The organism is Corynebacterium glaucum (assembly GCF_002287505.1).
GTDB classification, from domain to species: domain Bacteria; phylum Actinomycetota; class Actinomycetes; order Mycobacteriales; family Mycobacteriaceae; genus Corynebacterium; species Corynebacterium glaucum.
Genome location: NZ_CP019688.1, coordinates 918,900 through 942,065, shown reverse-complemented (window position 1 = coordinate 942,065; position 23,166 = coordinate 918,900). Strand labels below are relative to the sequence as shown.

Here is a 23,166-nt window from a genome sequence, read left to right as displayed (position 1 = left end):
CGTGATGCCGGGCTTCCCGCTTACATTCCGGTGATGCCCTTGAGGCGGTCGATGTGCTGCGATGCTTCCGCCTTGGTCATGTTCGCCGGAAGCTGCTCCCCTGCCTGCTTGGCCAGGGTGTCCAGGTAGGACTTCTGGGATTCGGTCATCGGGTCGTCGCCGGAAACCCAGTCGGAGGGGTCCTTCTCCAGGGTGCTGTCGCCCTGCGCGTCGCCGGTCGCGCCGATCATCTCGCCACTCTGAGCCTCAGCCTGCTGCTGGCCCTGGTTGGTCACCGGCTGGCCTGATGCGGCCTGCTGGCCGTCGACCGCCGGCTGGCCCTGCGGCTCCGGTTCCGGACCGTCGAGCTCCGGGTCGTACGGAGCCTCATCCGGAAGCGGTGTCGGCGGCGGCACCTCACCCGGGGTCTGCTGCGGGTCGAGCTGCGGATCATAGTTGTCGTTCACGGTGCGCTCCTTCGGCGGGCGTGTGCATTGGTCAGAGTTCTCGCCATCCTACTGATTCGATGCAGATCGGGTTTCGGCCTTCGGCGTTTGTTTTCCATACAAGACCAAACGGAAAATTTCGTTTACACCGCGCCCCACGAACATTCGCGCCGCGTACGTGTTCTACGGCACTGGCGACCGCGCGAGCTAGGGTCTAAACAACAACCCACGCCAGGGGCACCCTACCCCTGGCGTTTCCTCATGCTCGTCAATTTTTCCCCTCCTAACCCACCCACCCCTTGCACTGATTTTAGGTTTGCCTTACCATGCTTCGCTACTGACTGAATTAGCCTAGGCTTACTTAAATCCCAAGGGGGTTGAATTGAAGATTTCTCTCAAGGTCGCCACTGCGGCGATCGCTATCACCACGGCGCTTGGCGTGACCGCCTGCTCAGATTCTTCCGGGGATATGACACAGACATCGAGCACCGGAGCTCAAGAATCACAATCGACATCATCGTCAGAGCGAACTGCTGATGCCGCGCTCACAGTCACCGACGCTGCCGGGCGCAAGATCGAATTCGAGCAGATGCCCGATCGCATCGTTCTTGCAGAGGGCCGCGCTGCGTACGCCACCGCCCTATTGCAGGAGAACCCTTTGGACAACATCGTCGCGTACGGGCAGGATTTGGAGACTGCAGCGGGAGCTTTCCGCGAGAAACTCTTCGAGCTCCAACCCGAGGCAAAAGACATGCCTGTGATCGGATCGATCCAAAAGGGAGACGTGACCGTCGAGAACCTTCTGGCACAGGATCCAGATGTGGTGATCATGACCCTCGATCAGAAAAAAGCGGTGGAGGAAAGCGGGTTCATCACGGACCTGGACTCGGCTGGCATCACCTACGCCTTCATCGATTTCCGTCAAAAGCCGCTCGAAAACACCACCGTGTCGATGACCCTGCTCGGCGACCTCCTGGGCCAGAGTGAGCGCGCGGAGAAGTACAACGAGTTCTACAACGCGAAGGTCAAAGACATCACCGAGCGGGCCGCTAAGACCTCCACCAAGCCAGATGTGCTGCTTTGGACCGCAGCGGGATACAACGATTGCTGCGCAGTGGCAGGCGACGTCCACCTAGGCACCCTGGTCACCGCCGCGGGTGGTCACAACCTCGGCCCCGAGGTCATTGGGCCGGAAAACAAGACCATCACCCCGGAAAAACTCGTGGAGCTGAACCCAGAAAAGATCATCGTCACCGGAGGCGAATGGGCACGCGACCCGAATAAGACCGACACGTTCCGCCACGTGGAGCTGGGCTACCAGTCCACTCCGGAGCTAGCGTTGGAGACTTGCGACGGCCCATTGAGCAAAGCCGGTATGGAGCTTCTGGACGGGCCGAAGAACGGTAACTACTTCGCTGTCTACCACCAGTTCTACGACAACCCGTTCAACGTCTTCGCACTCGAGGCATTTGCCAAGTGGATTCACCCGGAGGAATTCTCCGACCTCAACCCGACCGAAGACTTCAAGCAATTCCACGAGGACTGGATGCCTTTCGACTACAGCGGCGTCTTCTTCATCGACCCGGCCAACCCTGACGAGAGCTAGACCGTGACAACTCAGGTATCTCCGACGCTGCAAGCGCCAGACGATGCTCGCCAAGCGGCGATTGAAAGCTACCGTCGGCGCGGACGCAAGAAAGCAATCTCCATTGCTGGGCTGATTGCCGCGGCGTTCGCGAGTTTCATCTTCGCCGTGGTGGTAGGCCCAATCGATATCGCCCCCGCGGACGTATTCAACGCCGTCTTCCGCCCAGAACTGGTCGGCGAGCAAACTCGAGTGGTGATCCAGACGCTCCGCCTCCCAGCTGCAGTGATGGCCGTGCTATGCGGCGCCGCACTCGGTTTGGCTGGCGGCCAGATGCAAACCATCTTGGATAATCCGCTGGCGGAGCCCTTCACGCTGGGCATTTCCGCAGCTGCCGCTTTCGGAGCTGCATTATCTATCGTGATGGGCTGGACCGTCATCGCCAATCCCCAGTTCAACCTCGCGCTGATGGCAGCGCTGTCAGCGCTTATCGCGGTGACCATTGTTGCTGGAGCGTCAGTGTGGCGCGGTGCCACTGCAGAGTCGATGATTCTGCTGGGCATCGCCCTCTCGTTTTTCTTCCAAGCTCTGCTTTCGCTACTGCAGTACGGTGCAAACATCGAAGCCCTGCAGCAAATCGTGTTCTGGACAATGGGGTCGATGCAGCGCGCAAACTGGACTGCGAACATCATCCTCGCAGTGGTGGTCGCAGCTGCGATCCCGTTCTGTATTGCCAACTCGTGGCGGCTCACCGCTCTGAGGCTTGGCGACGATCGCGCTGCCGCCCTCGGCATCGATGTCAAACGCTTGCGCATCACTACCCTGCTCGTCGCGTCTTTCCTCGCAGCGGCTGCCGTCGCGTTCACGGGAATCATCGGTTTCGTTGGTCTAGTAGGACCACATGTAGCGCGAATGCTCGTCGGCGAGGATCAAAAGTATTTCCTCCCTGGCGCAGCCGCCGCAGGTGCAATGTTGCTCAGCCTTGCGTACGCCGTAAGCCTGTCGATTATCCCCGGCCTTGCCATTCCGATCGGCATCATTACTTCGTTGGTTGGCGTGCCATTCTTCGTCTTCCTCATCTTCACCCGCGCAAAACGGAGGAGCTGACATGATCGCGGCGCAGAATCTCTCAGTCGGCTACGGCCGCACCACAATCATCGATGACATGACCTTCGACCACTTGGAAGCAGGCAAGGTGGTTGGCCTCCTTGGACCCAACGCCGCCGGCAAGTCCACCCTGGTGAAGACCATCGCCGGTATTAAGACACCGACCGCGGGCAGCGTCTCGATCGTGGTGAACGGTAGCGAAGTGACCGGCAAGGCACGCACCATCGCCGTCGGGTACGTCCCGCAGGACATGCTGACCACGGCTTCGCTCACCGCATTCGAGTCCATCATGGTTTCGGCACGTCGCCGCGGGGAATCAGGCTGGGATCCGATCGGCGCAACTGCGGACATCATGGAGCGCCTCGGTATCACCTACCTTGCGGACCGCATGGTCTCCGACATGTCGGGCGGCCAACGTCAGCTCGTTGGTGTAGCGCAGATGTTGGTACGCTCCCCAAGCATTTTGCTTCTCGACGAACCAACGTCCGCCCTCGACCTGCACCACCAGGTGCATCTGCTCCAGCTTGTACGCGACGAGGTCGTGGGCACAGAACGGGTTGCGCTCGTGGCAATCCACGACCTGAACCTCGCCGCCCGCTTTTGCGACGAGTTGCTGGTGATCAAAGCAGGCCGGGTTGTGGCACATGACGTTCCGCATGAAGTGCTCACACCCGACCTGCTGGAGAAGGTCTACGGCATCCGGGCCCGGATTCTCGACGATAGCGGCGTGCCCGTCATCTGCCCGGCATAAGGAAGGCGTTTACCCCTCCCACTGCGGGTTGGCAGTGTCCACACCGTCTGCGGCGGCCTGAGCTTCAACCAGCTCGAGCAGATACTCCTGCGCACCGCCGTAGGCCTCGTGGAAACGCTCGTCGGCCACGTACATGCGCGCGAGGATGAGCTGGCGCGCGGGCGTTGCTTCGTACCACTGGCCGATCATCTCGCGGTGGCGCTGCACCAGCGCTGCCGCCTCAGTCGAGCCAGCCGCTACCCCACCGTCGCGAGCGGCGATAAGGTCAGCCGCGAACGCGTCCTGCTCCTGTCGCAGCCGAGCGAAGTCCTCTTCGCCCATCTCGGACAGCCGCTCCTGGGACTGCGACCACTCGGCGGTGTCGCCCCAGCGCTGCTCCGCTTCCTCCTGATACGCCGGCATATCCTCGCCGAGGTATCGCTTCATTGCGTCCATATCGACACTTCCTTTCTTCGTTTGGTCAATCAAGGTCATGACCGCATCCAATTGGCGATCCAGCACGTCGCGCTTTGCCGACAGCGTTTCGTGGTGGTGGCGCAAAGCGTCGATAAGCATGTGCTCCGATGCCTCGAGCAAACCGGCGACCTGCGCGAGCGGCACGCCGACGCTGCGGTAAAGCGCGATCGCTGCGCCGCGTTCGAGGTCGGCCTCGGAGTAGACGCGGTAGTCGCTCCACGTGCGGGCGGGCTCGATCAGGCCGAGCTCCTCCCAATGCCGCAGTGCTTTCGGTGTCACTCCGAGCGCCTCTGCCGCTTCGCCGATGCTGTACCAACTGGATTCGGTCATGTGCAGAAGTGTCATCCTTTCCGTTGGGGCAAGGTCAAGCGCAAGTTCGATATGCTTGCGATCATGCAGGATAACCCGGAAATCCGAGTGGGCCACGCGGATCGCAGCGCCGCGCTCGAGCGCCTGGGAACCCACTTCGCCGACGGGTATCTGGACTTGGGCGAGTTCGAGGATCGCACGGCACGCGCGGCCAGTGCGCGCACGCGCGGGGAGCTTGATTCGCTTTTCGACGACCTGCCCGACGCGCCTTCCGAAACCGCGAACGCCCCAGTGCTGCGCGCGGAAGACGGCGTGGACATTCGTGAGGTCGAGGTCGATGTCCAGCAGAAACTGGCGCGGAAAAAGCGTGTCGACATGATGATCGGCGGACTCTGGGGCGTGACCGTGGGTGTGTTCCTGATGCTCGGCGTGGTGTTTGACGTGGAGTTCGCGTGGATCGTATTCCCAATCGCCGGCGTGCTGAACGTGATCCTTGCAAACGCGTACGGCATGAGCGGCGACGAAATCCGGGCGCTGAACGACCTCGAACATGAACAGGGCCAGCAACGCGCGGAGCGGATGCGCATTGTGATCGAGCGGCGGCGCGAACTGGGCGAGCTGTAGGTACCGCTGGCTTCGCTAAAATCGTCGACCACTGCTCAGTTTTGTCGCGCAGAAAATTGGAGTTGATAGCGCAGTGTCCGATACCCCTGAGATCCGCATTGGCCATGCAGACCGCAACGCCGCGCTAGACAAACTGGGTACGCACTTCGCGGACGGGTATTTGAACCTGGGCGAATTTGAAGATCGCACGGCGCGGGTGGCGGACGCCAACACCCGCAGCGAGCTTGATGCGCTGTTTGCGGATCTACCCCAGGCAACGGAGATCGCGCGGGTCGATCCGGAAGCGTTGGAACTCGAGCAGAAATTGCGGCGCAAGAAGCTCATTGACGGGATCACTATTGCGTTATGGGTCGCGGCTGTCATCCCCGCGTTTTTGGCGTTGCAGGCGGGATCGCTTTGGGGCGCACTGGCAACCCCGGCAGTGGTTTTGGCGGTGACGTTTGCACTCAACGCCCGCGCAGGCCTCAATGGCAAAGAATGGGAAGCGCTGGAAGCCATCCAACAAGAACGCGACGAAGAGCGGGCAGCACGCCTGCGGGTAGCCGAAAAGCGCAGGAAAGAACTTAGCGGACAGTAGATACTTCTAGCTCCGCTAAGATCGGCGACGATTGCTGAGACGACGTTTGGAGTTGATACCGCCTTGTCCGAGACCCCCGAGATCCGCATTGGCCATGCAGACCGCAACGCCGCGCTAGACAAACTGGGGACGCACTTCGCGGACGGATACCTGAACCTGGGCGAATTTGAAGATCGCACGGCGCGGGTGGCAGACGCTAGCACCCGCAGCGAGCTCGACGCACTATTCGCTGATCTCCCCCAGGGTCCGACCTCGTCCACGAACCTGCCTGCAACGAGCGCTGCAGGTCACAGCAAGCAGGCCACTCCGGTCGACTCAGCTGAGTCCGAGCTGGAAGAGAAGTTGCAGAGCAAGAAGCGTGTCGACGCGGTGACGATCGCGCTCTGGCTCGCTGGCGCAGGCGGCGTGTTCCTGGCGAACAGGTTCATCGACGTCGACCTGATGTGGATCATGCTGCCGGTCGCCATTGTGCTCGCGGTGGTGACGTACGTCCTCTACGACCGTGCAGGCCTGAGCTGGAAAGAAATGGAAGTGCTGGAGGAGATCCAGGAAGAGCGCGAGAAGGAGCGGGCGGAACGCCTCCGCATCGCAGATAAGCGTCGCAAGGAATTGGGGAATTAAGCGCGTTCGCATAGTAGTCTTTACTTCTATGCAACCCCGTTCTCGCGTCTATGCTGCGGCTGCTGTCGCCACCCTTATACTTCCCACGCTCGCTGCCTGCAGCTCTGGTGCCGAGACCACGGCAGAACCCAACTTCACCTCCGTGGCGAGCTCAACCGCCCCCACCTCCCAGACATCGGAAACCAAGGCTTCCGCAACCACCAATGACAAGGCCGACACCTGGATCAAGGCCTACGAGTACGTACTCGATCATCCCGGCGATTACCCAGTCAGTGCCGCTGCCGACTACGAGCCGAAGGGAACATATTCGTACGCGCTCGTAGAGGCGAACGGTGACAACACCCCAGAACTGCTGTTGCAGGTCGATAGCTTGCACTTCAGCCCGGTGCTCGCATTCACGATCGGCAGCGACGGCAAGGCCATTGGCACGCAAGATGTGTTGATCCAAGGGGCCTCTCCCGCCGGCGGTAGCCGCGCTCGCGTGGACGCATCCGCGAGCGGCATCGGCATCCACCAAGTGACCTACCACTCGGTGCAGGAGTACGCCTACTCCACCACGTTCAAACCCAGCAGGACGAAGTTAACCAAGGTCAGCGACGAGGTTGAGTACGCCTCCCAAAGCGAGCTTCCCGACCACCTCGAGGTGAAGTGGTACGCCACCACGGACAAATCGGGCCTGCGATCCAGCCAACCCACCACCGGCGGATCGGCTGCTGGAACGAAACCGAAGAAGCCTTCCTCCGGACAGGGCAAGCTCGCCGCGGGTCCTGGAGAGGTGGCGCTCGAAGGGACAATGCTTGAGCTCAGCGCAAGCGAAGCCATCAACAAGGTTGGTGTATTCGATGCGGATCCGGCCGCGCGCTACCGGTTTTTCAAGCTCGACCAACCCACCCAGGTAACTGGCAAACAAGGACCCGGCACCAGAACCGAGAAAGTGCAGTGGCTGTTCTTCGGTAGGACGGATACACCGATCGATGGCGGAAGCCCATCAGATCTCGTTGGCAAGCACGCTCGCTTGATCATCGATCAAACCCTGTTTCACTTCTCGAATGAGCCGGCATTTCCAGAACTCGCTCCATTCGTTGAGTACGCGCGCGACTACGAAATCCTGGACTAACCACCCCGCCCCTCACACCAGCGGCCAGGGGAACTGGTATTGCGAGTGCGGCTCGGGCAGCCACGGCAGGCGCACAAGGCGGCCCGCGCGGCTCTTTAGCGCTTCCACCTCGGCGTCGGTCAGCAGCTCCGCAACCTGATCTGGCACAGACTCCATCAGCGGCTCGATCGCGGCCAGCCACTCGTCGGGAATCGGGACGTGCGCGAACTCCCAAATCACGGTGCGCAACTTCGGGTCCTCGTGGAAGCACAACCCCTGGTCAATCCCCCACACACGCTCGCCACGCTCACCGCTCTCACCAATGCTGCCCAGCAGCACGTGCCCTGACTTGCGGTCGGTGTTGTTCGCCAGTAGATCAAACACCGCCAGCTTGAAGAACTGCTCATGCAGATCCTCGCGCGTCTCCACCAGCGGGAAGTAATGCGACCCGTCGTTGTCCACGTAAAACTGCAGCGACCCCACCCCGAACGGCTCTACGTCGCGCACCACCGTCGGCGGCACCTGATTCCACCCCAGCCACAGCGAGAGCAAAAAGGCCGCCCGTTCGCGCCGCCACAATCCCGGCAGGAAATCGTGCAGGTATTGCTCCCCCGCTTCGGGTTTGTAGATCGCCCAGGCGTAGTCGTCGTCAAGCGAAAGCTCCACGACAAACGCCGCGTTGGATGACTCGGCGAGCTGCCCGACAAAGGCCATCTCGCCGTGGGTCAGCAGGTTCAGCTGGGCCTCAAAGTTCACGGCCATCAGAGCTCAAGCTTTGCGACGGACCCTGGTTCCGCCTGGGCCTTTTGAAACTCGTCCAAGCGTTTGCCGGCGAAGTGAGTCAGCGCGGCCTTGATCGGGTCGGCGTGGGAGAAGCAGGCGACGGTCTGGCCCGGGTGCGCGGCCGCGATGCGTTCAAGGCCCGCGACGATGCGGTCCTGCATCTCTACGAAGCTCTCCCCACCGGGGAAGCGGAACTGGCTCGGGGTTTTCTGCACCGTCTCCCATTCGGGCAGTTTCGCCAGGTCGGCGAGTTTTTCTCCGGTCCATGTGCCGAAATCGGCTTCCAAGAAGGCGTCGTCAAGCAAAGGCTCTTTCCCGAACTTTTCTGCGAGCGGCGCGGCGGTTTCCTGGGTGCGCTCGAGTGGCGAGGAGTAGATTGCGTCGACGCGCTCGATGCCCTCGGCGACCTTGCGTGCCTGCTCCTGGCCTTTTTCCGAGAGGTGGAGGCCCGGCGCGCGGCCCGGCAGGACGGTGCCGGTGGTCGGCGTTTGCCCGTGGCGGATGAGGAGGATGGTGGTGGGCATGAAGTTGGGAACTTTCAGACCGAGTTTGAGCGAATCAACTTCGAGATCAGCGGGAGGCCCGTCGATCAACAGTTCATCCACCCTTATTTTCTCTGAACCCTCCACGGCCCACTCCTTTTACTGCGACTGACTCCCAGCACTGAAGCCGTTCGCGATTCTACGGATCCTTACTTACGCGCGTGACGGGCGACGCGTGCGCGGTTTCCGCAGGTGTTACTGCACCAGTGTTGACTGTCGCGCATTCGCGTGTAGTAGAGCACGCAATTCGGTCCTTCGCACTTCTCGAGCTGGGCCACCTGCGGGGCAGAAACCGTAAAAGCGCAGGAAAGAGCAACCTCAGCCATGAAGCTTTCAAGAGGGTTTCCACGCCCAGCGAAGTCGATCAGCGCTTGAGATTTTCGCTTGGGAATCGCTGGGGCGATTTCCACGGAACCAACCAGCGCGTTGAGTGAATCTGCGATCTGATCTCGGTTGTTGCCGAGCGCGTGCTCGTAGACCGTCGCTACCCCATCGCGCAGACCCCGTAGCGCGTCCAGAGCACCCGCATCCACGTGAGCAACCGGCGGTCTCGACAACTCCTGCGTCATCACTGCAAACCATTGCTCGGCCAACTCCGGAGTTTCCAGGGCATCAACAATCGTGCGCCCGTCGTAGAAGCGACTGCTCAGAAATTGCGTGGAGATGGGCTCGAAAGGCCGAACCAGCACCCCGTCCACGGTGTATTGGGCTTTCACCTAACGCTCCCCCTTCCCTCAGACAGCAACAACCGGATGAATTAATGCCTTTCACGTTAGTGCCGATCTGGGTAAATTTAAACCTCGCTAATGCCAAACCCATTAGAAAGGATCTGCAGATGTCTCTCACACAAACCAAAGCTCCGCCAAGACCCGCTGGAAGCGTCATCCTTGTAGCTACCGCGTCGAGTGTCACCGCTCTTCTTTCACTCGCTCTGCTCACTGCGACTTCCGGTTACGAATGGCTCATTCCACCAATGGCCGCATCGATGGCACTGATCATGGGCGCACCAAAGTTGCCGCTCTCTCAACCTCGCAACGTCATTGGCGGACAAACAGTGAGCGCAACCGTCGGTGTCGCGGTGGGAGCGCTGGGCGACTCCCTCTGGTTAGCAGCTCTAGCCGGCGGGTTGGCCCTGGGAGCGATGATGCTGCTTCGCATGCCCCATTCGCCCGCCGCGGCCACAGCGGTCATCGGAGTTGCCGTTCCGGTGGGCTGGTCGTTCGTCCTTCTCGCTTTCCTTGCCGCGGCCGTTCTGGTCCTGATCGGAGTGCTCGGCAACCGACTCAACGGCGCAACCTACCCCGAGTACGTCTGGTAGCGCCTGGAAACTGGGCCTGCCTCACAGCGAACGGGCGTACCCTGTCGACCATGAGCCAAGCTCCAAGCATGTCCACCCTCGGCGAGCTGCGTGCCGCCGGGGCAACCTACAAACCCGTGCGCGTAGAACTGCGCGACAACCTGCTGGCCAAGCTGCGTGCCGGCGAGGACCCGTGGCCGGGCCTGCATGGCCTCGAAAACACTGTAATTCCGCAGGTGGAGCGCGCAATCCTCGCGGGGCACGACATTGTGCTGCTCGGCGAGCGCGGCCAGGGCAAGACCCGCCTGTTGCGCACGCTGCCATTGCTTCTCGACGAATGGACTCCCGTCCTCGAAGACTCCGAGCTGCGCGAGCACCCACTGCACCCGATCACGGACGCCGCGAAGCGCCGCATCGAGGCCGACGGCGATGCCACACCGATCACTTGGCTGCACCGCTCCGAGCGCTACTCGGAGAAGCTGGCTACCCCGGACACCTCGGTCGCGGACCTGATCGGCGACGTGGACCCGATGCGCGTGGCCGAGGGCCGCCGCCTGGGCGACCCGGAGACCATCCACTATGGCCTGATCCCCCGCTCCAACCGCGGCATTGTGGCCATCAACGAGCTTCCGGATCTGGCCGAGCGCATCCAGGTCGCCATGCTCAACGTCATGGAGGAGGCCGACATCCAGATCCGCGGCTACATGCTGCGCCTGCCGCTGGACGTGCTGGTGGTCGCCTCTGCGAACCCGGAGGATTACACCAACCGGGGCCGCATCATCACCCCGCTGAAGGACCGTTTCGGCGCGGAGGTGCGCACCCACTACCCGCTTGAGCTGGACGCGGAGATCGCCGTGATCCGCCAGGAGGCCGACCTGGTGGCGCAGGTGCCGGACGTGATCATGGAGATCCTCGCCCGCTTCACCCGCGCGCTTCGCGAGTCCGACGCCGTCAACCAGCGCGCCGGCGTTTCCGCCCGCTTCGCCATTGCGGGTGCAGAGACGGTCGCCGCCGCAGCCCAGCGCCGCGCGGCCGTGCGCGGCGAGGACGAGGCCGTTGCCCGCCTGGTCGACCTCGAAGCCGCCGTCGATGTCCTCGGCGGCAAGGTCGAATTCGAGCACGGCGAGGAGGGCCGCGAGTGGGAAATCCTCGAATACCTCCTGCGCAACGCCGTCGCCGAAGCCGTGCGCGGGCGCATCCGCGGCCTCGACTTCGGCCCGCTCATCGAAGCGCTCGACGGCAACACCTTCATCACCACCGGCGAGCAGGTCACCGCCCGCGAGTTCCTGGAAGGTTTGCCCAGCCTGAGCTCTTCGCTTTACGACGACCTGTCGAACGCCTTCGACGCCTCCAGCGACGGCGAACGCGCCGCCGCGATCGAGCTGGGTGTGGAAGCGCTCTACCTGACGCGCAAGATCTCGAAGGACTCCGGAGAGGGCGAAACGATCTATGGCTAACGCCTACTCTTCGCGCGGGCCTAGGCGGGGAGCCCGCTACCGCGCGTACACGCCGGGGCCGGACCCGCTGGCCCCGCCGCCGGATCTGACCAAGGCGGTGCGCGCGATCGCGAACGATGTGATGACGGGCTACTCGGCGCAGCAGGCGCTCCGGGAGTATCTGCGGCGAGGCGGTCAAGGCCTCGAAGGCTATGACGATCTGATGGCGCGTTTGGCAGAGCGTCGACAAGCAATGCTGTCCCAGCACAACCTGACCGGAACCTTGCGCGACGTGCAGAAATTGCTCGATGAAGCTGTGCTTGCGGAGCGCGGCCAGCTCGCGCGCGACGTGGAGATGGACGATCTTGACCGCTCCATGCGCGAGATGACCTTGGACAACCTGCCGGATTCGCCAGCGGCTGCAGTGAGCGAGCTCGGCGAGTACGAGTGGGCATCCGGCGAGGCGCGCGAGAAGTTCGACCAGATCAAAGACCTGCTCGGTCGCGAGATCTTGGACCAGCGCTTCGCCGGCATGAAGGGCGCGCTGGAGAACGCGACTGATGAGGACCGCGCGGCCGTGGCAGAGATGCTGCGCGATCTGAACGTGCTGCTGGGCAAGCACCGCGCGGGCATGGCCGCTGATGCCGACTTCGAGGAGTTCATGGCGAAGCACGGCCACCAGTTCCCGGAGAACCCGAAGAACATTGACGAGCTGGCGGAGCTGCTCGCCCAGCGCTCGGCCGCCGCGCAGCGCATGCTGAATTCGATGACGGAGGAGCAGCGCCGCGAACTCATGGAGCTTGCCGCGCAGGCTTTCGGCTCCGAGGAGCTGATGAACCTGGTCTCCGAGCTGGACGCGAACCTGCGCGGGATCCGCCCAGACCTCGACTGGACCTCCGGTGAGCAGTTTTCCGGTGACGATCCGCTGGGGCTCGGCGACGCTTCGCGCGCCATGCGCGACATCGGCCGCATGGACCAGCTCGCCGACACGCTCTCCGGCGCGCGCCCCGGTGACATCGACCTCGACGATATCGCCGATCTCCTCGGCGAAGACGCCGCCACCAACGCCCAGATGCTCAAAGACCTCGAGCGCGCCCTTCGCGACTCGGGCCTGCTGAACAAGGGAGAATCCGGGTCACTGCAGCTTTCCCCTCGCGCAATGCGCATGTTGGGCAAAGCATTGCTTGACGACGCCGCGCAGCACCTGTCTTCCCGCGAAGGCCAACGCGACACGCGCTTGGCCGGGCAGACCGGGGAAGCCACGGGCGGGACCCGGCCTTGGGAGTTCGGCGACACGCAGCCGTGGGACACCACCCGCACAATCACGAACGCGATCCAGCGCACGGTGGCCGAAGGCGGCAGCGCGGCCAACTTTGCTGGCGACCTCGCAGGCGGCGTGCGCATCCAGGTCGGCGACATCGAGGTCGTGGAGACCGAAGCACGCACTCGCAACGCCGTAGCGCTGTTGGTAGACACCTCGTTCTCCATGGCGATGGAGGGCAGGTGGATGCCCATGAAGCAAACCGCGCTCGCGCTGCACCACCTGATGTCCACGCAGTTCCGCGGCGACGAACTCACCCTCATCGGTTTCGGGCTCTACGCTCAGACGCTGTCGATTGAGGAGCTCACCGGCCTGCCGCCCATCCAAGAAAAAGGCACGAACCTGCACCACGCGCTATTGCTCGCGGAGCAGTTCTTCACCCGCCACCCCGGTCTCGACCCGACGCTTTTGATTGTCACCGACGGCGAGCCGACATCGATGCTCACCGAATGGGGCGAGGCGCACTTCAACTGGCCGACCGACCGCATCACGCTGGCCCGCACCATTGACGCGCTCGACTCGGTGACGAAACGCGGCGCGCGCATCACCTTCTTCCGGCTGGCCGACGACCCGGGGCTCATCGCGCTTCTCGACGCCATGGCAAACCGCTCCGGCGCGAACGTCGTGGCTCCGGACTTAGACGAGCTCGGCGGAGCCGTGGTCGGTGAGTACTTGCGCGGCTGGTTCTAGCCGCCTCCCCCCCGGCTCCGGTTGTAGACCTCAAGAATTCCGCCCTATAAAAGCCCAGTTCAGCTGTGGCTGGAGTGACTTGTGCGATCGGCATTCCGGTGAGGTCTACAACGCTGAGGTCTACAACGGGGACCGAGCGCACCAACCGGGAGAAACAGCTTGCCCTGCGGGATCCAAGACGCGGTCTTAGACTTTTCTCAGCGTTCGTGCGGTATACCCGCACCGCTGACTTTGCCTCTTCCCCGTTATCTGCTGAGCTCGAAAGGCCCCGCACACAATGCGTACCCGTCGCTTCCGCCTCAACTTCGCCACCGTTACCACCGCGACTGCAACTGCCGCCGCGATTGCTGTCTCCGGCACCACCGTCGCCATTGCACAACCAACGAACGCTGGCACCGCCCAGCTGACGATCTCCAACATCACAGATTTCCACGGCTACTGGAACACCACCCAGCGCGTTCCGGGCGCAACCCACCTCAAGTGCGCCGTCGATCGCGCAGCCGAAGGCCGCAACCACATCTTCACTTCCTCCGGTGACTTAATCGGCGCTTCCCCGTTTGAGTCGATGCTGCTGGATGACGCACCCACGATCGATGTCCTGAACCTCATGGGCCTCGAGGTGTCTGCCGTGGGCAACCACGAGTTCGACCAGGGCACGGAGGACTTCGCCAACCGCGTCGCCGCCGACGCGAACTGGACCTGGCTCGCCGCCAACGCTGACAGTGTCGACGGCACCGAGGATTACGTGATCAAGGAGATCGACGGCGTCAAGGTCGCGTTCGTTGGCACGGTTACCGACGACATGCCGAACCTGGTCAACCCCGCATCGATCGCAGGCATCACCTGGAACAACCCGGTTGCAGTTACCAACACTCTCGCCGACGAGCTGAAGAACTCGAAGAAAGCTGACATCGTGGTCGCACTCGTTCACGAAGGTGGCATCAAAGCCAGCGAGTTCTCCGACTCCGTCGACATCGCCTTCCTGGGCCACTCCCACCAGGTGATCAACGAGCCGGATAACTCCCCTGTGCTCATCCAGGCCGGCGAGTACGGCAAGAACCTCGCCAACGTCGACATCAGCTTCGACCGCGCCACCGGCGAGATCACCTTTGACAAGGTCGAGCTTCTCGACGCTGACGCGATCCGCGCCTGCGACACCCCGCAGCCGGAGGTCGAGGCGATCGTGAACGCCGCAGTCGATGCCGCAAGCGTCGAGGGCAACCGTGTGATCGGCAAGGTGGACACCCAGTTCTACCGCAACGGTGCGCAGGAGTCGCAGCTGAACAACTTCATCGCTGAGGTGACTCGCCAGGGCGTGACCAACAACTCTGCTGTCAAGGTCGACATCGCTGTGATGAACGCGGGCGGCGTGCGCGCGGAGCTCGAGCCGGGCGAGGTGACCTACGCCGAGGCGTTCGCGATCCAGCCGTTCGGCAACGAGAACACCTACGTCGAGCTCAAGGGTTCCGACTTCGTCGCGGCGCTCGAGCAGCAGTGGCGCGAGGACCCGGACCGCCCGATGTTCCCGCTCGGCGTCTCTGACAACGTGACCTACACCTACGACCCGACTGCACCGGTCGGATCCAAGGTCACCTCCGTGACCATCGACGGCGAACCGCTCGACCCGGAGGCAACCTACATCGTCGCAGGTTCACAGTTCCTGCTCAGCGGTGGCGACAAGTTCGAGGCGTTCACCCGCGGCAGCGCGCAGGCCAACCTGGGCTACATCGATGTCAACGCGCTTGTAGAGTTCCTCGGCGCGAACGAGAACCCGACCCCGCGCACCAGCCAGTCCAACGTCGGTGTCCACCTCCCGAAGTCGCTCAAGGCCGGCGAGAAGGCGACCATCGAGCTCAGCTCCCTGCTCTACGCCGATGGCGAGACCGCATCCACCGTCACCGTCTCGCTTGGCGACGCCACCGTCTCCGCACCGATCACCGCCGACACCGGCGGCGCAACCAAGAACGAGTACGGCGTTGCAACCGTGGAGCTCGACGTGCCCGCAGGCCTGACCGGCACGCAGGAGCTGAAGATCACCACCGACACCGGCACCGAAGCCGTTGTTCCGGTCGAGCTTGGCGCGGCGACCACCACCCCAGGCGCCGACGACGACAACAAGGACGACGACAAGAAGGATCCGTCGCACACCGTCCAGCCGGTCAAGGAAAACCCGGTGCTAACCATCGCCCGCATCGCTCTCGTTGGCCTGACCTCGGTGCTTGGCCTGATCTCGCGGTTCATCCCGGCATTCCTGCGCGGCGGCATCCTCGCCTAATCCAGCGACGCCGCAGCGCCTCCAAGGCGTCACCGGCGAAGGTGTCGCGCTCCATTGCGATCACCGAAGCCGGCAGCAGGATCCGCGCGACGAAGCGCAGCGCCGAGGCCAAGCAGATCATTGAGGCCCCGAGCACGCCGAGGACGATGATGATGTCGGTGGGGATGAGCAGGAGCAACCCGAACAGCACGAGAAGCAGCGCTCCACGCACCACAAAGTGCGCCGGGCGGGCGCCGCGCTCCGCCATCAGCGCCATGGAAATGCCGCTGACGAACGCGAACAGCGCCGACGGGAAGCCGTAGACCACCTCCCCCACTACCCCTTCGAGGTAGAGCAGGTGAGCGGCGAACATGCCGATCAAGGCGACCGCTCGAGCGACGTCCACCCCGACTACCCGGGTGGTGGTTTGCATCTGCATGGCGCCGAGCATAAATCAGTCGATGTTGCGACGGCGAGCCACGGATCCTCCACACCGCCGGCCCGGAGGACCGTCGCAAAGCTCGCGCTCCCTGCCGTCGACCTGCCGCGCCGGTAGCATTCACCGCATGGCTGACTTGACTCTGGAATCACTGCTCGAGCTGGAGCGCATGGGCTGGGACGCGTTGTGCGAATCTCGCGGCGGGGCTTTCTATGGGGAGCTCATGCTTGACGACGGGCTGATGGTCCTCGTCAACGGGTTTGTCCTCACCCGCGACGCGGTGGTCGAGTCGCTGAACGGCGCGCCCGCGTGGGCTTCCTACGAGCTTTCCGACGAGCGTCTGGTGCCGATGGGCACCAACGCCGCAGCCCTGGTGTACCGCGCGGTGGCGCGGCGCGACGGCGAGGAGCCGTTCGAAGCGATCATGACCAGCGTGTACCACCACGTTGATGGCAAGCCGCGGCTGGCGGTCTACCAACAGACGACCGCGACGCACTAGCGCGCACAATCACTTCACTAGCGAAACTCAATAATATGCGCGCCTAAATAAACTATGCTCTCCGATTATCACTGCAACCACCCTGGTTGCAGCTTTTGAGAGATCCAGGAGGCATTCCCATGTCACACCGCACCTTCGGCCGCTTCGGCGCTCGCACCCGCATCGTTACCGCCACACTTGGCGCTACTGCACTCGTTCTCGCCGGCTGCTCGCAGGACTCCAGCTCCGACTCGGACGCTGACAAGGGAGATGCCGCAGCATCCGGTGAGTCCTACAACATCGGCATCAGCCAGCTGGTGCAGCACCCGGCGCTCGACGCTGCGACCGCAGGTTTCAAGGAAGCGTTCGAGGACGCCGGTGTCGAGGTCAACTGGACTGAGCAGAACGCCAACGGCGAGCAGGCCACCGCGCTGACCATCGCGCAGCAGTTCGCAGGCCAGAAGCTCGATGCCGTGCTGGCCGTTGCCACCCCGGCAGCGCAGGCCATGGTGCAAAACGTCACCGACTCCCCGGTGTTCTTCACCGCCGTCACCGACCCGGTCGAGGCACAGCTGGTGGACTCCATGGACGCGCCGGGCGGAAACATCACCGGCACCTCGGACGAGACGCCGATCAAGGACCAGTTCGACCTCATCTCCGAACTCGTCCCGGACGCAACCAAGGTCGGCATCGTCTACGCCTCCGGCGAGATCAACTCCCAGATTCAGGTGGACAACGCCAAGGAAGAGGCGGACGGCCGCGGCTGGACCGTCGAGACCCAGACCGTCACCAGTGTCAACGAGATCCCGCAGGCCATTGAGGCGCTCGGCGACGTCGACGTGTTCTACGTGCCCACCGACAACATGGTCGTCTCCGGCATCGCCTCCCTGGTGCAGGCCGCAGAGCAGAAGGGCATCCCGGTGATCGGCGCTGAGGCCGGCGCCGTCGAAGGCGGAGCTGCCGCCACCATCGGCATCGACTACCACAAGCTCGGCTACCAGACGGGCGAGATGGCGCTGCGCGTGCTTCGCGACGGCGAAGACACCGCCGACATGCCAGTGGAGACCGCCTCCGAGTTCTCCTACGTGATCAATGAAAAGGCGATTGAGAACCAGGGCCTGACGGTTCCGCAGGCCATCCTGGATCAGGCCGAGAAAGTCTAAGGGGTTAGACTCACCGCCATGATCGGAGCTTTAGAACTCGGCATTCTCTACGGCGTGATGGCGCTGGGCGTGTATCTGACGTTCCGCGTCCTCAACTTCGCTGACCTCACGGTGGACGGCAGTTTCACCGCGGGCGGCGGTACCGCCGCGATGCTGATCATCAACGGCATCAACCCGATCGTGGCAACGCTCGCCGGGTTCGTCATCGGCTTTCTCGCTGGAGTCATCACCGGTCTGCTGCACACCAAAGGTGGCATCGACGGCCTGCTCGCCGGTATCTTGACCCAGATCGGATTTTGGTCGATCAACCTGCGCATCATGGGCTCGGCGAACCTCCCGCTGCTGCGCGAAGATACCGCCTTCACCGCGATGCGCGACACCGGCCTCATGGGCAACTGGGCCGGCCCGGCTATCCTGCTCGCTGGTGTGAGCGCACTCGCGCTCATCGTCTACTGGTTCCTCTCCACAGACCTCGGCCTGTCCATTCGCGCAACCGGCGACAACGGCCCGATGATCACCTCCTTCGGCGTTTCCACCGACAACACGAAGATCCTCACCCTCGCTCTGTCGAACGGCCTTGTCGGCCTCGCCGGCGCGCTTGTCGCCCAGTACCAGGGCTTCGCCGACATCTCGATGGGCATCGGTCTGATCGTCGTCGGCTTGGCATCGGTGATCGTCGGCCAGGCAATCGTCGGCCAGCGCCGGCTCCTCCAGGCCATATTCGCAGTCGTTGTCGGCGCGGTGGTCTACCGCCTGATCATCTTCCTCGCGCTCCAGCTCGGCCTGAACCCGAACGACATGAAGCTGGTTTCCGCAGTGCTTGTGGTCATCGCGCTGCTGCTGCCGAAGTTCCAGTCCCTGGGCCAAGGCATCGGCAACCCGGGTTCCCGCGGCAAGAAGGAGAAGGTCCATGCTTAAGATCCACGGTGTCCGCAAAACATTCTTCCCCGGCACCGCCAACGAGCGCGTCGCACTCGCAGGGGTTGACCTCACGCTCGCCGAAGGCGACTTCGTCACCATCATCGGCTCCAACGGCGCCGGCAAGTCCACATTGCTCAACATGGTTGCCGGCCGGCTCAAGCCCGATGAGGGCAAGGTGCTTATCGACGGCACCGACATGACGAAGATGAAGGAACACCAACGCGCCCGCCACGTGGGCCGCGTCTTCCAGGATCCCTTGACCGGCACTGCCCCGAACCTCACCATCGAGGAAAACCTCTCGTTGGCCTACCTGCGCGGCAAGTCCCGCAGCCTGGGCCGCGCGCTGAACCAGCAGCGCCGCGACATCTTCGTCGACCAGCTGAAGTCCCTCGACCTGGGCCTGGAGAACCGTCTCACCCACAAGGTTGGCCTACTCTCGGGCGGCCAGCGCCAAGCGCTCTCGCTGCTTATGGCTGGCTTCACCCAGCCGAAGGTGATGCTGCTGGACGAGCACACCGCGGCACTCGACCCGGAGCGCGCGGCGCTGGTCACCGACCTCACCCGCTCCATCGTGGAAGACGGCGGGCTGACCACGCTGATGGTCACCCACAACATGGAACAGGCGCTGCGTGTGGGCAACCGGCTGATCATGATGCACGAGGGCAAGATCGTCTGGGAAGCAGACGACGCGACCAAGAACAAGCTCACCGTCCACGACCTGCTGGCTCAGTTCGCCAACATCAAGGGCGCCACCCTTTCCGACAAGGCGTTCTTGGGTTAAGCGCTTAGCCCAGCTCGCGAATGTAGCAGAGCATGCGGTAATCCTCCCCAGCCTCGAAGTTCGAGAACCCGTGGCGCTCGTAGAACCTGCGCGCGTCCACGTCCGGCTCGTCGACGTTGATGTGGATCTCTTCGCATCCGCGCTCGCGAAGCAGCTCCACCATCCGCGTTATCATCGCGGTGCCAATCCCCTGACCGCGCAGCTCAGGCGCCACATACAGCTCTTCGAGCTGGGCCAGCGGCCCCTCGAAATACGGGGTGGGGCGCAGCGTCAGGTACGCGAATCCTGAAGCCCGATCGTGTCCGGCGAGGATGACGATGACGTCGTCAAGCTTCAAAAGCTCCTCAAAACTACGAGCGAGGATGTCCTGCGGCGGCGCGGGAGTGTCGAACTCCGTGTTGAATTTGCGCAGAAGCTTTGCGACGACTCCCCCGTCGCCCTCGCCAGCCGTGAAGACAGGGATCATAGCGCGATCCCGCCGACGAGTGCAGCGGCGATCACCACAGCCCACGCGGGCAGTTTGAACGACTGCAGCGCGACGAACGCGGCGGCCGCGACACCCATGGTGCCGGGGCCGTGGATGCCCGCGGTGAAGACGGGGTTGTAGAGCGCGGCGGCGAGGATGCCGACCACCGCGGCGTTCGCGCCGGCGAGGGCGGAGGCGGCCATCGGGTGCTGGCGCAGCCGGTCCCAGAACGGCATGATGCCGATGACCAGCAGCGCAGCAGGCAGGAAGATCGCAACCGTTGCGATCGTGGCGCCCCAGAGCCACGGCACACCCTCTGCGGATGCGCCGAGGTAGGACGCAAAGGTGAACAGCGGGCCCGGCACCGCTTGGGCGGCGCCGTAGCCAGCGAGGAAAGAATCGTGGTCCACCATGCCGGTGGGCACGGTGGCCTGCTCGAGCAGCGGAAGGACGACGTGGCCCCCGGGCACCACTCAACTACGGGATTTTCTAACTCTTCTCCGTGTCGCGTGGGACCCAGATCCAGCCCTCTTCGGCGACAAGATCCGCGTTATCCGCAGGTATCGGCAAGCAGCGCCCAGCCCGCACCTCGTGTGCGACAAGCGCTGCAATCACCGCGTCGAGCACGTCCGCGCTTTTCTCGACGGTAGTTGCAAACCCCGCCCAGTCAATGTCGAACCGGCTGGCGAGCCCCGCCATGATTGCGATCCTGCCCGCCGCGTCATCCCCCTTGTAGCCGCGGTGCGGCAGCCCCCACATCTTCAGCGCAGCCGCCGGGTAGACCTCGGCAACGCGACCAGATCCGTCACGGTTCGTGGGGAGACCGTCGGCACGCAAGCGCGCCTCGATGCCCATCCAGCGCAAAGCGGGATGGGCGATCCTGTCGGCGGCGACGGACAGCGGGACGACGCCAGCGATGCGTCGCACCTCCAGGTCTGTGAAACGGTTTGCTAGCCCGCGCCGCCAGTCTGGGCCGGTGCTGGCTGGCGGCGGCAACGCACCCGCCGCGTGGGCGTTGATGACCTCCCGGAACCCACGCGGCCACCCCAGGGGGATGTCGATGCCGGTGAGCTCCGCAACCCCGACCGTGCGGGCTACGTCGGTGTCGGAGGCTCCTAAAGAAGCGTCGGTAAGCGTGAGCCCTGCGCCACGGACGTGGATCGACGCGATGCCGGTCTTGGCGGGGTCGGCGGCGAGGTCGATGCCGGAAAACAGTGTCACGCCTGCCATTACACCGCGCTTAGTCGAGCGGCGCCTTCCGGTAGCGCGCCGCGGCCATGGCGAGCGCTGCGAGCAGCACGAGGACACCCGCGCCGGCGGCGACCTTCCACCACAGGCCGTTATCGCCGTTCTGCCGCATGGTGTCGGCCGGGTTGGCCTCCGCCTGCGCGATGGTCTCGCGGATCCACTCCACCTGGTCCGCCACCGGCGCGACGGCGACAGCGCCGTTGCTGGTCAGCTCCTCCTCTTTCGGGTTGTCCGGGTCCTCGAAAAGGCCCGCGGACATGATGGCGGCGACCTTGCCGCCCTCAAAGATCGCGCCGCCGGAATCGCCCGGCTGGATGCGCGCGCCGTTTTGCAGAGTCACCTGCAGCGCGGAGGGCGCCTCGAACAGCGCCAGCGGGGACTCGCCCTCGACCTTGCCGTCTGCGGACGGGAGCGTGGTGGAGCCGCCGGAGCCGTCGCTGGACCAGCCATAGAGGTGCACGTCGCCGGAGGGCACCGTGTCACTAACCTCGGCAAAGTGCTTAAGCTGCATCGGCTGCACCGTGTGTGCGAGCGCGATGTCGCCGCGCGGGGCGATTTCCCAGCGGTCCACGTCGTAAACCTTCTGCTCCTCGCCCTGGCCGGTACGCACGGAGCCGCCGAGCTTCTTCGCTGCCTCAACGCAGTGGCGGGCGGTGATCACCCAGTGCTCGCCGATGGCGGTGCCCGTGCACACGCCGTCGGCCGGGTCCTTGTCCTCGACGCGCACGGAGACCACGGTGCCGGCCTCGTCGGTGTCACCCGCGAAGGTGTCGCTCTCCATCGCGAGCGCCGAGGGGGCTGCGACCGCGACCAGCACCATCGCTGCGAGCGTCAGGCCTGTCGATTGCTTTGCGTCCATACATTGACTCCTTTGAAAATTTGGTGTTGATCTCGCTTGCGCCGAATGCGACAACTCGCCTCAGGCCCTCCTCAAGCGGGCCGCGGGGGAAGTACTGCAGCCACAGCGTGGCCATTACGGCGGAACCGATGAGCGTCGGCCAGATGCCGATGAACGGGGAGGTGACGACATGCAGGCAGTACAGCGTGAGCGGCATCGCTCCCATCCGCGGCATCACCCGCTGCCAGGGCTGCGCGATGAGGCAGCACGACGCAGTGATGCCGACCGATGCCGCAGTGCTGCCCACCACGTCCACGAGACCGCCCGTGTGGCCGTCAGCGTCGAAGAACCAGTGCAGCGGCACGTACCAGCGCACGGCGATCACGCCGGCGATGGCCGCCAAGCCCGTCACTGCGCCGACTGCGAGCCGCGCGACGTTACCCATCACGTGGCGGTGGAACAGCATGCCGGCGATCATGAGCACCGCCCACATCGCCGGCGAGTACATCGCCGGGATCACCTGGAACGCGGACAGGACGGCCAGCGGCACGGTGAGCGCCGCAAGCCACCGCGAGTCCCACTTCGGGGCCCAGGCGAGCACGATCATGCAGACACCGAGAGTGCCCAGCACGATGTAGATGTTGGTTGGCACAAAAGCGAGCAGCGGGTGCAGCGCGCTGAGCGCCACGCCGCGCACGATGAAGTGCGCTGGGGTGGCCCCCTTGGATGCCATGAGAGACATGGACACGCCCGCCACGAAGGCGAACAGCGCCGAGGGGAAACCGTAGATCAGCTGGCCGGCGATGCCGTCGGGAAATGTGAGGTGGGAAAAGAACATCCCCATCAGCGCCACTGCCCTGGCCACGTCGATGCCGGTGATACGGCTTGGGTTTCGCGACTGCATGGCGCCGAGAGTAGAACCGGCGATGTTGCGATCGCGTTAACGGCGCTGCAACAC

26 protein-coding genes are annotated in these 23,166 nt (G+C 63.7%); 15 read left to right on the top strand and 11 right to left on the bottom strand.

What is annotated here, in order from left to right:
• Nucleotides 1–20: 20 nt before the first annotated feature.
• A complete protein-coding gene (locus CGLAU_RS04710; RefSeq protein WP_095661042.1) occupies nucleotides 21–230 on the bottom strand; it encodes a DUF3072 domain-containing protein in 210 nt (69 codons plus the stop codon).
• A 577-nt stretch (nucleotides 231–807) separates the two neighbouring features.
• Here CGLAU_RS04710 and CGLAU_RS04705 point away from each other — a divergent pair.
• The 3 genes from CGLAU_RS04705 to CGLAU_RS04695 are packed head-to-tail and all read left to right on the top strand — an operon-like array spanning nucleotide 808 to nucleotide 3,868.
• Nucleotides 808–2,031: an ABC transporter substrate-binding protein gene (locus CGLAU_RS04705; RefSeq protein WP_095659689.1), complete on the top strand. Its 1,224-nt coding sequence runs from the start codon at nucleotides 808–810 to the stop codon at nucleotides 2,029–2,031.
• 3 nt (nucleotides 2,032–2,034) lie between these two features.
• The gene (locus CGLAU_RS04700) at nucleotides 2,035–3,117 is read left to right on the top strand and encodes a FecCD family ABC transporter permease (RefSeq protein WP_095659688.1); all 1,083 of its coding nucleotides are present in this window, start codon (nucleotides 2,035–2,037) and stop codon (nucleotides 3,115–3,117) included.
• Nucleotide 3,118: 1 nt separating this feature from the next.
• Nucleotides 3,119–3,868, top strand: a complete 750-nt coding sequence (locus CGLAU_RS04695) for an ABC transporter ATP-binding protein (protein WP_095659687.1) — start codon at nucleotides 3,119–3,121, stop codon at nucleotides 3,866–3,868.
• Between the two features lie 9 nt (nucleotides 3,869–3,877).
• Here the strand turns inward: CGLAU_RS04695 and CGLAU_RS04690 are convergent, their stop codons facing one another.
• Complete coding sequence (locus CGLAU_RS04690; RefSeq protein WP_095661041.1) at nucleotides 3,878–4,654, bottom strand: MerR family transcriptional regulator; 777 nt, start codon at nucleotides 4,652–4,654, stop codon at nucleotides 3,878–3,880.
• 63 nt (nucleotides 4,655–4,717) lie between these two features.
• On the opposite strand from CGLAU_RS04690, the gene CGLAU_RS04685 reads away from it, so the two are divergent.
• The 4 genes from CGLAU_RS04685 (at nucleotide 4,718) to CGLAU_RS04670 (ending at nucleotide 7,572) form a co-directional block, all read left to right on the top strand.
• Nucleotides 4,718–5,257, top strand: a complete 540-nt coding sequence (locus CGLAU_RS04685) for a DUF1707 SHOCT-like domain-containing protein (protein WP_157731268.1) — start codon at nucleotides 4,718–4,720, stop codon at nucleotides 5,255–5,257.
• 73 nt (nucleotides 5,258–5,330) lie between these two features.
• Entirely contained in the window at nucleotides 5,331–5,834 is a 504-nt protein-coding gene (locus CGLAU_RS04680) for a DUF1707 SHOCT-like domain-containing protein (protein ID WP_157731267.1), read from the top strand.
• Between the two features lie 63 nt (nucleotides 5,835–5,897).
• A complete protein-coding gene (locus tag CGLAU_RS04675) occupies nucleotides 5,898–6,455 on the top strand; it encodes a DUF1707 SHOCT-like domain-containing protein (protein ID WP_157731266.1) in 558 nt (185 codons plus the stop codon).
• A 28-nt stretch (nucleotides 6,456–6,483) separates the two neighbouring features.
• Nucleotides 6,484–7,572, top strand: coding sequence for a hypothetical protein (locus tag CGLAU_RS04670; protein WP_095659684.1), 1,089 nt, complete (start codon nucleotides 6,484–6,486; stop codon nucleotides 7,570–7,572).
• 12 nt (nucleotides 7,573–7,584) lie between these two features.
• Here the strand turns inward: CGLAU_RS04670 and CGLAU_RS04665 are convergent, their stop codons facing one another.
• The 3 genes from CGLAU_RS04665 to CGLAU_RS04655 form a co-directional block, all read right to left on the bottom strand.
• On the bottom strand, nucleotides 7,585–8,316 hold the full coding sequence (locus CGLAU_RS04665; RefSeq protein WP_198305083.1) for an SCO1664 family protein: 732 nt from the start codon (nucleotides 8,314–8,316) through the stop codon (nucleotides 7,585–7,587).
• Nucleotides 8,313–8,858 carry a histidine phosphatase family protein gene (locus tag CGLAU_RS04660; protein WP_095661039.1) on the bottom strand — a complete coding sequence of 182 codons (546 nt, stop codon included), beginning with the start codon at nucleotides 8,856–8,858 and terminating at the stop codon, nucleotides 8,313–8,315. Before CGLAU_RS04660 ends, CGLAU_RS04665 begins: the two co-directional genes overlap by 4 nt.
• Before the next feature lie 167 nt (nucleotides 8,859–9,025).
• Nucleotides 9,026–9,592: a CGNR zinc finger domain-containing protein gene (locus CGLAU_RS04655; protein WP_095659682.1), complete on the bottom strand. Its 567-nt coding sequence runs from the start codon at nucleotides 9,590–9,592 to the stop codon at nucleotides 9,026–9,028.
• Between the two features lie 119 nt (nucleotides 9,593–9,711).
• Between CGLAU_RS04655 and CGLAU_RS04650 the strand changes: the two genes are divergently transcribed.
• The 4 genes from CGLAU_RS04650 (at nucleotide 9,712) to CGLAU_RS04635 (ending at nucleotide 15,895) form a co-directional block, all read left to right on the top strand.
• Nucleotides 9,712–10,194 (top strand): HPP family protein, encoded by a 483-nt coding sequence (locus CGLAU_RS04650; RefSeq protein WP_095659681.1) that lies wholly within the window; start codon nucleotides 9,712–9,714, stop codon nucleotides 10,192–10,194.
• A gap of 50 nt (nucleotides 10,195–10,244) precedes the next feature.
• Entirely contained in the window at nucleotides 10,245–11,630 is a 1,386-nt protein-coding gene (locus CGLAU_RS04645; protein ID WP_095659680.1) for a MoxR family ATPase, read from the top strand.
• Nucleotides 11,623–13,620 (top strand): vWA domain-containing protein, encoded by a 1,998-nt coding sequence (locus CGLAU_RS04640; protein ID WP_095659679.1) that lies wholly within the window; start codon nucleotides 11,623–11,625, stop codon nucleotides 13,618–13,620. Before CGLAU_RS04645 ends, CGLAU_RS04640 begins: the two co-directional genes overlap by 8 nt.
• A gap of 277 nt (nucleotides 13,621–13,897) precedes the next feature.
• On the top strand, nucleotides 13,898–15,895 hold the full coding sequence (locus CGLAU_RS04635; RefSeq protein ID WP_095659678.1) for a bifunctional metallophosphatase/5'-nucleotidase: 1,998 nt from the start codon (nucleotides 13,898–13,900) through the stop codon (nucleotides 15,893–15,895).
• On the opposite strand, the gene CGLAU_RS04630 is transcribed toward CGLAU_RS04635, so the two are convergent.
• Nucleotides 15,858–16,313, bottom strand: coding sequence for an acyltransferase family protein (locus CGLAU_RS04630; RefSeq protein ID WP_157731265.1), 456 nt, complete (start codon nucleotides 16,311–16,313; stop codon nucleotides 15,858–15,860). The genes CGLAU_RS04635 and CGLAU_RS04630 overlap by 38 nt on opposite strands.
• 127 nt (nucleotides 16,314–16,440) lie before the next feature.
• Between CGLAU_RS04630 and CGLAU_RS04625 the strand changes: the two genes are divergently transcribed.
• The 4 genes from CGLAU_RS04625 (at nucleotide 16,441) to CGLAU_RS04610 (ending at nucleotide 19,656) form a co-directional block, all read left to right on the top strand.
• On the top strand, nucleotides 16,441–16,812 hold the full coding sequence (locus CGLAU_RS04625) for a nuclear transport factor 2 family protein (RefSeq protein WP_095659676.1): 372 nt from the start codon (nucleotides 16,441–16,443) through the stop codon (nucleotides 16,810–16,812).
• Nucleotides 16,813–16,931: 119 nt separating this feature from the next.
• Nucleotides 16,932–17,954: an ABC transporter substrate-binding protein gene (locus CGLAU_RS04620; RefSeq protein ID WP_095659675.1), complete on the top strand. Its 1,023-nt coding sequence runs from the start codon at nucleotides 16,932–16,934 to the stop codon at nucleotides 17,952–17,954.
• An 18-nt stretch (nucleotides 17,955–17,972) separates the two neighbouring features.
• Nucleotides 17,973–18,872: an ABC transporter permease gene (locus tag CGLAU_RS04615; RefSeq protein WP_095659674.1), complete on the top strand. Its 900-nt coding sequence runs from the start codon at nucleotides 17,973–17,975 to the stop codon at nucleotides 18,870–18,872.
• Nucleotides 18,865–19,656, top strand: coding sequence for an ABC transporter ATP-binding protein (locus tag CGLAU_RS04610; protein WP_095659673.1), 792 nt, complete (start codon nucleotides 18,865–18,867; stop codon nucleotides 19,654–19,656). Before CGLAU_RS04615 ends, CGLAU_RS04610 begins: the two co-directional genes overlap by 8 nt.
• Nucleotides 19,657–19,660: 4 nt before the next feature.
• On the opposite strand, the gene CGLAU_RS04605 is transcribed toward CGLAU_RS04610, so the two are convergent.
• The 5 genes from CGLAU_RS04605 to CGLAU_RS04585 are packed head-to-tail and all read right to left on the bottom strand — an operon-like array spanning nucleotide 19,661 to nucleotide 23,112.
• Nucleotides 19,661–20,122, bottom strand: a complete 462-nt coding sequence (locus tag CGLAU_RS04605) for a GNAT family N-acetyltransferase (RefSeq protein ID WP_095659672.1) — start codon at nucleotides 20,120–20,122, stop codon at nucleotides 19,661–19,663.
• Nucleotides 20,119–20,592, bottom strand: coding sequence for a chromate transporter (locus CGLAU_RS04600; RefSeq protein WP_232507201.1), 474 nt, complete (start codon nucleotides 20,590–20,592; stop codon nucleotides 20,119–20,121). Before CGLAU_RS04600 ends, CGLAU_RS04605 begins: the two co-directional genes overlap by 4 nt.
• 19 nt (nucleotides 20,593–20,611) lie before the next feature.
• Nucleotides 20,612–21,352 (bottom strand): DUF429 domain-containing protein, encoded by a 741-nt coding sequence (locus CGLAU_RS04595; RefSeq protein WP_095659670.1) that lies wholly within the window; start codon nucleotides 21,350–21,352, stop codon nucleotides 20,612–20,614.
• A gap of 10 nt (nucleotides 21,353–21,362) precedes the next feature.
• Nucleotides 21,363–22,229 (bottom strand): trypsin-like serine protease, encoded by an 867-nt coding sequence (locus tag CGLAU_RS04590; RefSeq protein ID WP_232507200.1) that lies wholly within the window; start codon nucleotides 22,227–22,229, stop codon nucleotides 21,363–21,365.
• Nucleotides 22,126–23,112, bottom strand: coding sequence for a DUF418 domain-containing protein (locus CGLAU_RS04585; RefSeq protein ID WP_232507199.1), 987 nt, complete (start codon nucleotides 23,110–23,112; stop codon nucleotides 22,126–22,128). The genes CGLAU_RS04590 and CGLAU_RS04585 overlap by 104 nt, the downstream gene beginning before the upstream one ends.
• Between the last annotated feature and the right edge of the window lie 54 nt (nucleotides 23,113–23,166).

Coding starts and splice junctions, on each gene's coding strand:
- CGLAU_RS04710 (WP_095661042.1), bottom strand. CDS start 230: ATGATCGGCGCGACCGGCGACGCGCAGGGCGACAGCACCCTGGAGAAG.
- CGLAU_RS04695 (WP_095659687.1), top strand. CDS start 3,119: ATGATCGCGGCGCAGAATCTCTCAGTCGGCTACGGCCGCACCACAATC.
- CGLAU_RS04690 (WP_095661041.1), bottom strand. CDS start 4,654: ATGACCGAATCCAGTTGGTACAGCATCGGCGAAGCGGCAGAGGCGCTC.
- CGLAU_RS04685 (WP_157731268.1), top strand. CDS start 4,718: ATGCAGGATAACCCGGAAATCCGAGTGGGCCACGCGGATCGCAGCGCC.
- CGLAU_RS04670 (WP_095659684.1), top strand. CDS start 6,484: ATGCAACCCCGTTCTCGCGTCTATGCTGCGGCTGCTGTCGCCACCCTT.
- CGLAU_RS04660 (WP_095661039.1), bottom strand. CDS start 8,858: ATGCCCACCACCATCCTCCTCATCCGCCACGGGCAAACGCCGACCACC.
- CGLAU_RS04650 (WP_095659681.1), top strand. CDS start 9,712: ATGTCTCTCACACAAACCAAAGCTCCGCCAAGACCCGCTGGAAGCGTC.
- CGLAU_RS04645 (WP_095659680.1), top strand. CDS start 10,245: ATGAGCCAAGCTCCAAGCATGTCCACCCTCGGCGAGCTGCGTGCCGCC.
- CGLAU_RS04640 (WP_095659679.1), top strand. CDS start 11,623: ATGGCTAACGCCTACTCTTCGCGCGGGCCTAGGCGGGGAGCCCGCTAC.
- CGLAU_RS04635 (WP_095659678.1), top strand. CDS start 13,898: ATGCGTACCCGTCGCTTCCGCCTCAACTTCGCCACCGTTACCACCGCG.
- CGLAU_RS04630 (WP_157731265.1), bottom strand. CDS start 16,313: ATGCAGATGCAAACCACCACCCGGGTAGTCGGGGTGGACGTCGCTCGA.
- CGLAU_RS04625 (WP_095659676.1), top strand. CDS start 16,441: ATGGCTGACTTGACTCTGGAATCACTGCTCGAGCTGGAGCGCATGGGC.
- CGLAU_RS04620 (WP_095659675.1), top strand. CDS start 16,932: ATGTCACACCGCACCTTCGGCCGCTTCGGCGCTCGCACCCGCATCGTT.
- CGLAU_RS04615 (WP_095659674.1), top strand. CDS start 17,973: ATGATCGGAGCTTTAGAACTCGGCATTCTCTACGGCGTGATGGCGCTG.
- CGLAU_RS04610 (WP_095659673.1), top strand. CDS start 18,865: ATGCTTAAGATCCACGGTGTCCGCAAAACATTCTTCCCCGGCACCGCC.
- CGLAU_RS04605 (WP_095659672.1), bottom strand. CDS start 20,122: ATGATCCCTGTCTTCACGGCTGGCGAGGGCGACGGGGGAGTCGTCGCA.
- CGLAU_RS04595 (WP_095659670.1), bottom strand. CDS start 21,352: ATGGCAGGCGTGACACTGTTTTCCGGCATCGACCTCGCCGCCGACCCC.
- CGLAU_RS04590 (WP_232507200.1), bottom strand. CDS start 22,229: ATGGACGCAAAGCAATCGACAGGCCTGACGCTCGCAGCGATGGTGCTG.
- CGLAU_RS04585 (WP_232507199.1), bottom strand. CDS start 23,112: ATGCAGTCGCGAAACCCAAGCCGTATCACCGGCATCGACGTGGCCAGG.